This window comes from Rhizobium sp. F40D2 (assembly GCF_051810745.2).
Taxonomy (GTDB): domain Bacteria; phylum Pseudomonadota; class Alphaproteobacteria; order Rhizobiales; family Rhizobiaceae; genus Rhizobium.
Map to the genome: position 1 here is coordinate 1,764,146 of NZ_CM131436.1, position 12,751 is coordinate 1,776,896.

Here is a 12,751-nt window from a genome sequence, read left to right on the forward strand (position 1 = left end):
GGCGAGAGGCCTGTTTCAGGAGATCGAAATGAAGAACATGTCTGCAGACCGGCGCATGATCAAGATCGCGATGGCCGCTCCCTATCTCGCCCGCCAGGAAGAGCACGATCTCGCCATCCGCTGGAAGGATCACGACGACCGCGGCGCGCGCAACCAGATCGCCATGGCCCATATGCGGCTCGTCATATCGATGGCGGGCAAGTTCCGCAATTTCGGCCTGCCGATGAGCGATCTCGTGCAGGAGGGCTATGTCGGCCTGCTGGAGGCCGCCGCCCGCTTCGAGCCGGAACGCGACGTGCGCTTTTCGACCTATGCAAGCTGGTGGATCAGGGCTTCGATCCAGGATTATATCCTGCGCAACTGGTCGATCGTGCGCGGCGGCACGAGCTCGGCGCAGAAGGCGCTGTTCTTCAATCTGCGTCGTCTGCGCGCCAAGCTCGCCAAGGGCGACACGCAATTGACGCTGCAATCCATTCACCAGGAAATCGCCGCGGCGCTCGGCGTCAGCCTCGCCGATGTGCAGACGATGGATGCCAGGCTTTCCGGCAACGACGCCTCGCTGCAGGCGCCTTCGGTCTCCGGCGATGCCGAGAGTGCGGAGAAGATGGACTTCCTCGTCAGCGATGATCCCCTGCCGGACGAGCAGGTTTCCAACATGATCGACGGCGAGCGCCGCCGCGTCTGGCTCGCCTCGGCGCTGAAACATCTCAACGAACGGGAGATGAAAATCATCAGCGCCCGGCGTCTGGCGGAAGACGGCGCCACGCTCGAAGAACTCGGCGCCGATCTCGGTATTTCCAAGGAGCGTGTGCGGCAGATAGAAAGCCGGGCGATGGAGAAGCTCCGCAGCGCGCTGGTGAGCGCCGATCCGCACATGGCGGCCTATGCTTAGGTTTAAAATTCTGCTGCGTCTTGAGGGCGTCGAAAGACGCCCGGCGCCGTAACTTCATTCCCCTCCAGCAGCACTAACTCGCCCGGCGTAAGCCGGGTTTTTTTATTCGGCGATGATCTTGACGCGATCGCCGGGTGAAACGGCTGCACCCGTGGGCAGGGCATTGATGAGTTTGAAGAGATCGAGTTTGCGATCGGTGCCCATCATGCGGGCGGCGAGCGTCGAGATATTTTCACCCGGCCGGACGGTGACGACGCGGATGCGCAGCGGCTTCAGCGAGGCTGCCTCCGCCGGCGTCATGCGCCGGAAACTTGCGCGCAGGACATTGGCGGTCGGCTCGAGCGCGTCGCTGCCTTTCGGCACGGCGGTCAGAAAACGGAAGATCTGCGAATTGTTGCGGATCACAGTGACATCGAAATCCCAGCGATCCGCGCTTGCGCGGGCGGTGGCAGCTTCCATGCCGTTGATGGTGACCGTCTGGATGGTCGACGGGTCGAGACCGGTCACCCAGCCGCTGGAGATATAGTTGGTGAGGCTCTGGTTCTGATTGTCGGCGACGCCGTCGAAGCGGACGGCGATGTCGTTCGGCCCAGTGGCCATCACGGCTTCGACCTTGTTATCGATGTGGAAGTCCGGCGGCACGTCGAAGCGGATGCCGAGGCCTCCATGCAGGAAGGTCTGGCCGCGCACATAGCCTTCCTCAGGGCTGTCGCCGTAGAGCAGGCCGTCTATGCCGTCGAGATAATAGTTGCGGCCCTTGTCGCCGACCGACCCTTCCTGGCCGAAGGCACGTGCATGGGTGCGGGCAAGCTCGATGCGTTGCGCGGAATTCGGATGGCTCGACAGGAAGTCAAGGCTTTGATCGGCTTCGGGATCCACCGACATGAAGCGGCTGTACGCCGCCATGGAATCGAGGAAGCGGGCGGCGGCATAGGGGTCGTAGCCGGCTTCGCCGAGCATGCGCACGCCGATGACATCGGCCTGCAGTTCCTGCTGGCGGGAGAAGGCGGCGAGCCGCAGTTTGCCGCGGGCCAGCGCCTGCTTGCCGGCGATATCGCTGGAAAGGACCTCGGCGACGACGCGGCTGGCGATGACCTCAGCCTCTTCGCGCTTCTGCCGCTCGATGCCGTGGTTCGCCGTCACATGGCCCATCTCGTGCGACAGCACGGCGGCGACCTCGGAGGCGTCGTTGGCAAGGGCGAGGAGGCCGCGGGTGACGTAGAGATAACCGCCCGGCAGCGCGAAGGCGTTGATCGCCGGTGAATTCAGGATGGTGATGCGGTACGACTGGCTCGGATTTTCCGACACCGCCGTCAGCGCGCCGGCGATGCGGGCGACGAGGCGCTCGGTCTTGGCGTCCTTGTATTCGCCGCCGTAGCTTGCCACGATGCGCGGATGTTCGCGGGCGCCCATCGCGGCGCGCGGGTCGTTCTTCTGCACCTCGTCGACGATCTGCGGATTGGAAGAAGGCGAGACGCTCGGCTGATAGGATTGCTCGATCAGCGTTTGACAGCCATTCAGCGCCAGTGCGATTGCCGAAAGCAGCATCAGGCGACGCGCGAAACGCCGCAGCGCGAAGATGGCGTCACTGGAAAGCGCGGGCGATTTCCACGTCGTCAAGCTTTCCAGTCTGGTTCTCCGCATCATGTCGCTATTTTGCCGGTTCGCCGCAGATTGGCACCGACCGTGGCAAGGGGAATTCAACAGGTGCCCACCCCTGATCTCGCGCTGCACAATCGGCCGATACAAGTCCTTGCTGTAGCTGATTTACGCATCGGTTGCATAGCGAGACTCTGCTTAAATGTGGCGGCGTTGCATTTTGGCAAGCCTCGGGCGTTGAGGCCTCCCTTCGCTCGGATGAAATTATGGCGAAAGTTCCGTCAGAAAGCGGAGATCTGTCGGCTGCGCAGAAAAAGAACGGCCCGATTGAAGCAATCGAGCCGGCGGCGGCAGTCAGGCGGGAAAATAACAATCCCTGATAGCCCAATCCGAGAAGAAACGCCCTCCGATAAGGTATCGGCCCCGATTCGTTATTCCGCTGCTTCGGCCGTCGTCGGTTGCGGTCTCTGCGCCTCACCGGCGCGGGGCAGTTGCACAGGCTTCAGCATGAGAGCGGCCACAAGGCCGATCAGCGCAATGGCGCAGGCGGTCATGAAGAGCGGCGAGAAGGCGGCGGCATAGAGATCGGCGACAGACTGGCGGCTTGCTTCGGGAAGGGAAGCCATCATCTTCGGCGTCAGTTGCTCGATATCGGCGACACCGGGAATGGAAACACCGACCTTGTTAAGCTGAGAGGCGATGATGGCGCCATAGATGGAGATGGCGATCGACGCGCCTCCCATGCGCGACAGCGTCACCGAACCGGTGGCGGCGCCGACGTCGCGGGCAGGCGCTGCATTCTGCACGCCGATGACGGGAACCTGCTGGGCGAGGCCGATGCCGATGCCATGCAGCATCATGATCGCGCCGATGAAAGCGATCGGCGTTCCCGCATGGATCTGCGACATCAGTGCGAAGGCGATGGCGCTGCAGGTCAGGCTTGCAATGGCGAAGGGTTTGTAGCGGCCCGTCTTTGAGATAATGCGGCCTGCGGACAGCGATCCGCAGACGAGGCCGCCCGTCAAAAGGATGAAGAGAAGGCCGGCGGCAGAGGGCGAAAGGCCGGTGGTGGTCTGCAGAAAGAGCGCGAGATAGTTGACCATGCCGATGGCAATGGCGCCGCCCATGATCGAGATCACCAGAAGCAGATTGAAGGTCGAATTACGAAAGAGTTCGAGCGGCACGATCGGCTCCGGCGCGCGGCGCTCGACGAATACCCAAGTGACCGCGCAGACGACGCCGAAGGCGACGATGGCGATACTCTGCCGCGAGACCAATGCGCCGAACAGTTCGCTGCTGTCGGTGGCAAGCACGATGCTGGTCGTCGTCAAGGCGAGCAGCAGCGCACCGGCATAATCGATCCTCGGGCGGCGATGCGGTTTGCGATAGGGCAACATCACGGCAAGGCCGGCAAGCGCGATGAGGCCGATCGGCACGTTGACGAGGAAAATCGAACGCCAGCCGAAAAGATCGCTCATCGTGCCGCCGAGCACCGGACCGATCGCGCCCGACGCCATCAGCACGAGGCTGGAATAGCTCTGGTAACGCGCCCGCTCGCGCGGCTCGAACAGATCGGCATTGACGGCGAAGATCGACACCATGATGCCGCCGCCGCCAAGACCCTGCAGCACGCGGGCGGCGATCAGCGTGTTCATCGAGACCGCGAGGCCGCAGACCGCCGAGCCGACGGTGAAAATCATGATCGCCGTCATCATCACATATTTGCGGCCGAAGAGATCGCCGAGCTTGCCATAGAGCGGCATGACGGCACTGAGCGCCAAGAGATAGGCCGAGCCGATCCAGCCGAAACGCTCGAGATGGCCGAATTCGCCGACGATCGTCGGCAGCGCCGTCGAAACGATCTGATTATCGAGCGTCGCCATGAACATGGCGGTCATCAGGAAGAAGAAGAGGATGAGCCGGCGACGAGGATCCGTCACGAGCGGCTGAGGCGCGAGTTGCATGTCCATGGGAGCATCATTCCGGGTTGCTCACCTTTTATGTGCTGATAGCATATATTTGTCAATGGCACATTAATGACATCGGCATATTCAAAATTCGAAACGGCTCTGATAAGGTCCGATGATGAATGACGTGCTGACCAAGACCAATTCCACGGAACCGGCTGCGCCGGATGAGAAAAACGTGCCGCGCATCGGCCGGAGCATGGGGCGCATGCGGTTGATGACCGGGCGGCGGTTGATCGGCCGGCTGGCGATCCAGAGTGCGGCACCGGGCCTTGAACTTTCGCATCTCGATGTGCTCGATGCCGTGCGCAGGGCGCAGCCTGCCGGCGAAGTCACGGTCGGCATGATCGCGGAGATGCTGCGCATCGATCCGTCACGGGCAAGCCGGGTGGTGGCCGACATGGTCGGGCGTAACGTGCTGCGCCGCGAGGCTTCACAGGCTGATGCCCGGCGCATTGTCGTCGTCATGACCGAGGTCGGCCAGAAACTGCTTGCCGAGATTGTCGCGCAGAAACTCGCGATCATCTCCGAGATCGTCTCCGACTGGCCTGAGGAGGATGTCGATCGCTTCGCTATATTGTTCGAGCGTTTCATCGGCGGCTACGAGGCGGTCTTCCAGTCGCGCGACAAGGACACGCCGGGCTAGCCTCATTTTAAGATGAGCGCGGGCGCGTCCTGTTGGATGCGTAGCGCTCGACGGCAAATGGGGCCGATCCGGCCGCGCCCCTTCCCCTCGACCCCTCGTTTGCGCTAAGGGCAATGCCCATGAGCCAATCCACCTTCACCATTCTCCTTGGCGGCGAACTCAGCCTGACGAAGCGCCTGCGCCATGCCGTCGGCGACAGCCGTTTCATCGCGGCCGATGGCGGTATGCGGCATGCGGCGGCACTCGGCATTACGCCGGAGATCTGGGTCGGCGATTTCGACTCGACCCCGGCCGATCTCGAAGGCGCCTTTCCCGATGTGCCGAAACAACCCTATCCCGCAGCAAAGGCGGCGACGGACGGCGAAATCGCCGTGTCGGAAGCGATCGCGCGGGGTGCGCGGCGGCTGATTCTTGCCGGTGCGCTTGGCGGCGAACGCTCCGACCACGCGCTTCAGCATCTGCTGTCGGCCGTCAGTCTGGCGGAACAGGGTTTCGACCTGCTGCTGACCTCGGGCAAGGAGGAGGCGGTGCCGCTGCTTGCCGGAATGATCGAGCTGGATCTTCCCGAGGCCAGCCTGTTTTCCGTGCTCGGGTTCAGCGAGCTGACCGGGCTTTGCATCGACAATGCGCGTTATCCGCTGGCCGATTTCCATCTGCCTTTCGGCTCGTCACGTACCATTTCCAATGTCGCGGAAGGCAAGGTTCGCTTTTCGCTCGGCAGCGGCCGGGCGATCGTGCTCGCCAGGCCCTATGATCTTTCCGGAGTCTGATTTTTGGCCCCTCCCATTCTGAAACTCGACGATATCTTTCTGAGCTTCGGCGGCGCGCCGCTTCTGGCCGGTGCCAGCCTGCAGATCGAACCCGGTGACAAAATCTGTCTCGTCGGGCGCAACGGCTCGGGAAAATCGACGCTTCTGAAGATCGCCGCCGGCCTGGTCGAGGCTCAATCCGGCGAGGTCTTCCGTCATCCGTCCTCGACTGTGCGTTATCTCGAACAGGCGCCCGATTTTGCTGGTTTCAAAACTGTCCAGGCCTATGCCGAGGCCGGGCTCGGGCCGGGCGATGACCCTTATCGCGTCACCTATCTGCTGTCCCATCTCGGGCTCACCGGCGAGGAAGATCCGAGCACCCTTTCCGGCGGCGAATCGCGCCGCGCCGCGCTTGCCCGCGTGCTGGCGCCGGAGCCCGACATTCTCCTGCTCGACGAGCCGACCAACCATCTCGACCTGCCGACCATCGAATGGCTGGAAGGCGAGCTGCAGAAGACGCGCAGCGCCCTGGTGCTGATATCGCACGACCGGCGCTTCCTCGAAAAGGTTTCGACCGCAACCGTCTGGCTCGACCGCGGCACCTCGCGCCGGCTCGACAGGGGATTTTCGCATTTCGAAGCCTGGCGCGACCAGGTGCTCGAGGCCGAAGAACTGGAGCAGCATAAACTCGGCAAGGCGATCGAGCGCGAGGAGCACTGGCTGCGTTACGGCGTCACGGCGCGGCGCAAGCGCAACATGCGCCGTCTCGGCGAGTTGCAGACGATGCGCTCGCAATATCGCGGCCACAAGGGGCCGCAGGGCACGGTGCAGGCGACGGCTTCGGACGCACAGGAATCCGGCAAGCTGGTGATCGAGGCCGACAAGATCACCAAGAGCTTCGGCGACCGGCCGATCGTCACGCCTTTCTCGATCCGCGTGCATCGCGGCGATTGCATCGGTCTGGTCGGGCCGAACGGCGCCGGCAAGACGACGCTGCTGAAGATGCTGACCGGGCAGCTTTTACCGGATAGCGGTACGATAAAGCTCGGCACCAATCTGGAGATCGCGACACTCGACCAGAAGCGCGAGGATCTCGATCCCGAGGATACGCTCGCCAATTACCTGACGGATGGGCGCGGCGAAAACCTGCTCGTCAACGGCGAGCAGCGTCATGTCACCGGCTATATGAAGGAGTTCCTGTTCCAACCGGAGCAGGCGCGAACGCCGATCAGAAGCCTCTCCGGCGGCGAGCGCGCTAGGCTGATGCTGGCGCGTATTCTCTCGCGCCCGGCGAACCTGTTGATCCTCGACGAACCGACCAACGACCTCGATATCGAAACGCTCGATCTGCTGCAGGAGATCGTCGCCGGTTTTCCCGGCACCGTCATTCTCGTCAGCCACGACCGTGATTTCCTCGACCGCACCGTGACCTCGACGATTGCACCCGCCGTGCCGGACGCCCCTGATGGCCGCTGGATCGAATATGCCGGCGGCTATTCCGACATGCTTGCGCAGCGCAAGGGTGCGATCGACGAGCGCAAGCGGGCCGAGAAGGCGGCGGAGAAGCCGAAGACGCAGGAGACGGCGCCTTCCGGGGGAAGCTCGAAGAGCAAGCTCTCCTTCAAGCAGAAATTTGCGTTGGACAATTTGCCGAAGGAGATGGCGAAAGCCGAGGCCGAGATCGCCAAGCGCGAACAGGCGATGGCCGATCCCAACCTCTTTACGCGCGATGCCGCTGCCTTCAACCGGCTTGCCAGCGAGATGGAGAAGCTGCGGGCCAGCCTCACCAAGATGGAAGAGGAGTGGCTGGAGCTCGAAATGCTGCGGGAAGAGCTGGAAGGCTGAGGTTTTCCAACTCCACCCGCCTCACCTTTCCTTGATTAGCCAGTCTGCCGTCGCGCGGCATAAGGTGCCGTCCGGCAGAAAATCCAAGTGTTGCAGCCTCCGTTGTGCGTCTGAAAAGACGCGCGGCGCTACGAGGATATGCCAATCGCAATGGCGACAAGGAAAACTCATATGTCCCGCAAGCCTCATTCCAGAATTTTCACGGTACTTGCCGCCGTCGGCCTCGCCGCGCTTGCCGCATCGCAGGCCGCACAGGCACAGGATGGCAACCGCATTCGGGTTCGCGGTGCCATCGAAAGGTTCAGCGGCGATAGTCTCGTCGTCAAGACGCGCGAAGGCAGCGATGCGACGATCACGCTGAAAGCCGGCTGGAAAGTCGGCGGCATCAAAAAAGCGTCGGTCGAGGATATCAAGCCCGGCGATTTTGTTGGGGTTGCTTCGCTCCCGAAAGGCAGCGGCCCGGATGGGGCGATCGAAGTGCTGATCTTTCCGGCGTCGATGAAGGGAACCGGCGAGGGCAACCGCCCCTGGGATGCGCAGCCGAACAGCCAGATGACCAACGCGACCGTCAGCAATGCCGTCAAATCCGTCGACGGCCATACGATCACGCTGACCTATCAGGGCAAGGAAAAGACGATCACCATCGCCGATGCGACACCGATCGTGACCTTGGCGCCGGCGACCAAGGAAGATCTGAAGGCCGGCGCCGGTGTCATCGTCACCGGCGAGAAAGCGGCGGACGGCAGCATTTCGGCCAGCCAGGTGGCCGTCGGCCTCAACGGAATTACTCCGCCGATGTGACCATGCGTGAAATTCAAAGGGATGTAGCGGCTCTCGGTGCGGCGCTTTACAGCGCCGGCGCGGGCATGGCGGCGGCACCCGTGGCGGCGCTGGCGCCGGCACGGGTGACTTGCTGCTGTTGCTGCTGCGGTTCCTCGGATTTTGCCGGCAGCGCCTGCAGGTGCAGCACGCGCGGCTTCAATGCCTCGAGATAGGCCTCGGAACGGCCGATATAGATCATGCCGCTTTCGGGCATGGAGGTGAGCAGCCCGGCCATCGTTTCCTGCCACTCCGGCTCCATGCCCTCAAGCACTTCGTCGAAAATGATCCAGCGCGGACGCGCGAGAAGCAGGCGGGCGAAGCCGATTGCCTTCTGTTCGTCGCTATCGAGCAGTTTATCCCAGCGAGCGCGGGTATCGAGCCTAGATATCAGCGAATGCAGGCCGGCTTTGTCGAGCGCGGCCTCGACGGCGGCTTTGTCATAGGCATCGGGGCTTTCGGGGAAGGCCAGCGCCTCACGCAGCGTGCCGCCGGGAATATAGGCGATCTGCGGGACGAACAGCATGTCGTCGATCGGCGGCAGGCCCATTGTGCCGCTGCCGCACGGCCAGAGACCGGCCATCGCCTGGAAGAGCAACTTGCGGTTGACGCTGTGATCGCCGTTGATCATGATCTTTTCGCCGGCCTTGATCACGACATCGGTTTCGCGCAGGCGGAAGCCGCCGCATTCGTCGATCTCTTCACCGATCTTGGCGACGATCACCACATCCTTCAATGTCAGCGTATCGGGCGCGGTGTTTTCATAGGCGATGCCGTCCTTCAGGGCGAATTCCTCTTCCATGTCGAGCAGCGCCTGACGGAAATCGGTGACGCGCATCAGCGTGGCGCGCCATTCGGCGATCGGACCGAAATTGGCGACATACCAGCGCAGCGCCGTGTTCACCTGGTTGAAGGCGCCGACCGACATCATCAGCTGACCAAGCGTGAGGCCGCCGGAGAAATAGGCCGGCGCGGCGACGATGATCGGAATGACGATGACCAGCCAGCCGTAGCCGGCCGAAACCCAGGTGAGGTTGGTATTGGCCATGGCGAGCCGCTTGACGACCCTCAGCACCGAGCTGATGTCGGTGTTGATGCGCCGGCGTTCGTTCTCCTCGCCGCGGGCAACAGTGATCGCCGGCATGTTCTCGTTGGCATGCATCAGCGTGAAGCGAAGCTCGGCCTCCTTCGAGAAGCGGTCGGCATTGAGCTTCACCAGTTTGCGGCCGACGACCTGGCTCAGCACCGAGGCGGAGGCGGCGTAGAAAATCGCCGCCCAGACCATGTAGCCGGGAATGGAGAAGCTGTGGCCGCTGATGTGGAAGATGAAGCCGCTGGAAAGCTCCCAGAGTACGCCGATGAAGCTTACGAGAAGAATGGTCGCCTGCAGCAGGCCGAGAACAAGCCCTGTCGTGCTTTCGGCGAGATTGCGGGAATCCTCGTGCAGGCGCTGGTCCGGATTGACGCCGATCAGGCCGCTCGAGGCGAGCCGCAGCGCCCGCTTGCGCTTCAGCCACTGGTCAACGAGGTCGCGCGACAGGCCCTCGCGCATATAGAGCGCGGTCATCTGATTCAGCCATGCCTGCAGCACGTTGAGCAGCAGCAGCGTGCCGGCGATCATCGCGAAGATTTCGAGCTGGTGGAAGAATTCACCGAGGTCGCGGCGCTCCAGCGAATCATAGAAGGGAGCATTCCACCTATTGAGGATGACTTGGCCGTAGGATGTCGCCAGGATGACGAGGATCAGCACGGTCGCCAGAAACAGCACCTTGCCACGCACTTGCGAATTCCAGAATGCTGAGAACATCACCCCGAGGCGGTCAGTCAGGCTGAGATCATAGCCTACCCTATCCTGCCTTCGGATGCCCGGCCTCCCCTCGGTCTTATCTGCCATCACGCTTTTCCAACATCGCCCATGCTTACCATTATTAACATGGTGGCGTTACCGGTCTATCAACAGATTCTATCAGTCATTAAACTGTGATGATGCTTGCATGGGTTGCCCTCGCATGCATTCGGCAGTTGATTCGCGGCTCGACTGGGTCTAATTAAGCGTTTCGTGGTGATTTGGCCGGCCGGCTTGCAGCCACGTTAAAAAAGTCGCTAAAGGGCCGCGTGCGGACCGGTAGCGATTTTTTTCGCCGCCGGTTTTTGTTTTTTGATCGAGTGACCGCCATGCCCATCAAGATCCCCGACACGCTGCCTGCCTTTGAAACCCTTGTTCAAGAAGGTGTGCGGGTGATGACCGAGACGCTGGCGATCCGTCAGGATATTCGTCCGCTGCAGATCGGGCTGCTCAACTTGATGCCGAACAAGATCAAGACCGAATTGCAGATGGCCCGCCTCGTCGGCGCCTCGCCGCTGCAGGTCGAGCTGTCGCTGATCCGCATCGGCGGCCATAAGGCGAAGAATACCTCCGAAGATCACCTGCTTGCCTTCTACCAGACCTGGGAGGAGGTGAAGCACCGCAAATTCGACGGCTTCATCATCACCGGGGCGCCGATCGAGCTTTTGCCCTATGAGGACGTTACCTATTGGCCAGAGATGCAGGAGATTCTCGACTGGACGGAAACGAATGTGCATTCGACGATGAACGTCTGCTGGGGCGCGATGGCGGCGATCTATCATTTCCACGGCGTTCCGAAATACGAGCTGAAGGAGAAGGCTTTCGGCGTCTACCGCCACCGCAACCTGAAGCCCTCGTCCATCTATCTCAACGGCTTTTCCGACAATTTCGAGGTGCCGGTGTCGCGCTGGACCGAAGTGCGCCGAGACGATATCGAGAAATCGGACAAGCTGGAGATCCTGATGGAATCCAGCGAGATGGGCGTCTGCCTCGTGCATGAGAAGCGGGGCCGGCGGCTCTATATGTTCAATCACGTCGAATATGATTCCACCTCACTGTCCGACGAGTATTTCCGCGACGTCAATGCCGGCGTGCCGATCAAGATGCCGCATAATTATTTCCCGCATAATGATCCGGCGCTTGCGCCACAGAACCGCTGGCGCAGCCATGCCCATCTTTTGTTCGGCAACTGGATCAACGAGATCTACCAGACGACGCCCTTTGACGTGGAGGAGATCGGCACGGACCTGTGAGTGCTGTTCCTTTCTGCTCCTGCCCGGTTGCGGTTTGGAACAAATGCGGGCAGGTTCCGGTCGGAATGCTGGATATCAAATGGGCGGTCGATCATGTCGGATAAGTTGGAGCGGGAAGTTTTTGGGCAGACGAAGGCGGGCGAGACCGTCTATCGCATCGTCATCAAGGGCGGCGGGCTGACGGCCAAGATCATCACCTGGGGCGCGGTGCTCCAGGACCTGCGCCTGGAAGGGCATGACGCGCCGTTGCAGCTCGGCTTTGAGGATTTCGACAGCTACCCGCTCTATTCGGCCTATTTCGGCGCGACGCCCGGCCGCTGTGCCAACCGTGTCGGCGGCGGCGCCTTCACGCTCGACGGCAAGAGCCACCAGCTCGAACTGAACGAAAACGGTGTGACGCATCTGCACGGCGGCAGCGACAATATCGCCAAACGCAACTGGACGGTGGTCGAGCATGATATCGACCGTGTGGTGCTAAAGATCGTCGATCCCGACGGCCGTGCCGGCTATCCCGGCAATTGCACCATCCAGGCAACCTTCTGGGTGCACGGCAACGGCGAACTGTCGGTCACCTACGAATCGACCAGCGACCAGCCGACGCTCGCCAATGTCTGCCAGCACGCCTATTTCAATCTCGATGGCCGCGAGGACGCGCTTGGCCACGACATCATGATTGCTGCCGACCACTATCTGCCGACCGACGAGAAGCAGGTGCCGACCGGCGAGATCTGTTCCGTCGCCGGCACGGAATTCGATTTCCGCGAGATGGCGCCGATGAAGCGGTTCGTCGGCAGCGAGCAGGTGTTGTACGACCATAATTTCTGCCTGTCCGGCGACCGCACCGCCAAGCGTAGCGTCGCGCTCGCCCGCAGCCTCTATTCCGGCGTGTCGCTTGAAGTGCGCAGCACCGAGCCGGGCGTGCAGTTCTATGCCGGTTTCAAGCTGGATACCGGTGCTCCCGGCCTCGGCGGACGCAAATACGGCCCCTTCGCCGGCTTCTGCCTGGAGACGCAAGTCTGGCCGGATGCCATCAATCACCAGGGTTTCCCAAATGCGGTGCTACGCCCCGGCGAAGTGCTGCGTCAGGAGACGGATTATATCTTCACCAAGAGCTGAGCGTCTTTTTTGAGGCGCG

The 12,751-nt window shown here is 61.9% G+C and carries 10 protein-coding genes and 1 riboswitch; of the genes, 7 read left to right on the forward strand and 3 right to left on the reverse strand.

All coding sequences use genetic code 11. From position 1 onward, the window contains the following. The first annotated feature begins 28 nt into the window (after positions 1–28). Positions 29–892, forward strand: a complete 864-nt coding sequence (locus ACS4RS_RS08485) for an RNA polymerase factor sigma-32 (protein WP_012559312.1) — start codon at positions 29–31, stop codon at positions 890–892. Between the two features lie 102 nt (positions 893–994). Here the strand turns inward: ACS4RS_RS08485 and ACS4RS_RS08490 are convergent, their stop codons facing one another. Continuing rightward, positions 995–2,539 carry a M48 family metalloprotease gene (locus ACS4RS_RS08490; protein WP_439011328.1) on the reverse strand — a complete coding sequence of 515 codons (1,545 nt, stop codon included), beginning with the start codon at positions 2,537–2,539 and terminating at the stop codon, positions 995–997. Positions 2,540–2,922: 383 nt separating this feature from the next. Continuing rightward, the gene (locus ACS4RS_RS08495) at positions 2,923–4,461 is read right to left on the reverse strand and encodes an MFS transporter (protein WP_439011327.1); all 1,539 of its coding nucleotides are present in this window, start codon (positions 4,459–4,461) and stop codon (positions 2,923–2,925) included. Between the two features lie 112 nt (positions 4,462–4,573). On the opposite strand from ACS4RS_RS08495, the gene ACS4RS_RS08500 reads away from it, so the two are divergent. From ACS4RS_RS08500 to ACS4RS_RS08515, 4 genes are all read left to right on the forward strand, one after another. Beyond that, positions 4,574–5,104, forward strand: a complete 531-nt coding sequence (locus ACS4RS_RS08500; protein ID WP_439011326.1) for a MarR family transcriptional regulator — start codon at positions 4,574–4,576, stop codon at positions 5,102–5,104. Positions 5,105–5,217: 113 nt separating this feature from the next. Then, complete coding sequence (locus ACS4RS_RS08505; RefSeq protein ID WP_439011325.1) at positions 5,218–5,874, forward strand: thiamine diphosphokinase; 657 nt, start codon at positions 5,218–5,220, stop codon at positions 5,872–5,874. A 3-nt stretch (positions 5,875–5,877) separates the two neighbouring features. Continuing rightward, on the forward strand, positions 5,878–7,698 hold the full coding sequence (locus ACS4RS_RS08510) for an ATP-binding cassette domain-containing protein (protein ID WP_439011324.1): 1,821 nt from the start codon (positions 5,878–5,880) through the stop codon (positions 7,696–7,698). Between the two features lie 171 nt (positions 7,699–7,869). Beyond that, a complete protein-coding gene (locus ACS4RS_RS08515; RefSeq protein ID WP_439011323.1) occupies positions 7,870–8,499 on the forward strand; it encodes a hypothetical protein in 630 nt (209 codons plus the stop codon). A gap of 46 nt (positions 8,500–8,545) precedes the next feature. On the opposite strand, the gene ACS4RS_RS08520 is transcribed toward ACS4RS_RS08515, so the two are convergent. Then, positions 8,546–10,411 carry an SbmA/BacA-like family transporter gene (locus tag ACS4RS_RS08520; protein WP_439011322.1) on the reverse strand — a complete coding sequence of 622 codons (1,866 nt, stop codon included), beginning with the start codon at positions 10,409–10,411 and terminating at the stop codon, positions 8,546–8,548. A 155-nt stretch (positions 10,412–10,566) separates the two neighbouring features. Further along, positions 10,567–10,644: riboswitch (SAM riboswitch) on the forward strand. A 48-nt stretch (positions 10,645–10,692) separates the two neighbouring features. Here ACS4RS_RS08520 and metA point away from each other — a divergent pair. Continuing rightward, the gene (gene metA / locus ACS4RS_RS08525; RefSeq protein ID WP_439011321.1) at positions 10,693–11,616 is read left to right on the forward strand and encodes a homoserine O-acetyltransferase MetA; all 924 of its coding nucleotides are present in this window, start codon (positions 10,693–10,695) and stop codon (positions 11,614–11,616) included. Positions 11,617–11,709: 93 nt separating this feature from the next. Next, on the forward strand, positions 11,710–12,732 hold the full coding sequence (locus ACS4RS_RS08530; RefSeq protein WP_449313943.1) for an aldose epimerase family protein: 1,023 nt from the start codon (positions 11,710–11,712) through the stop codon (positions 12,730–12,732). Positions 12,733–12,751 lie beyond the last annotated feature (19 nt).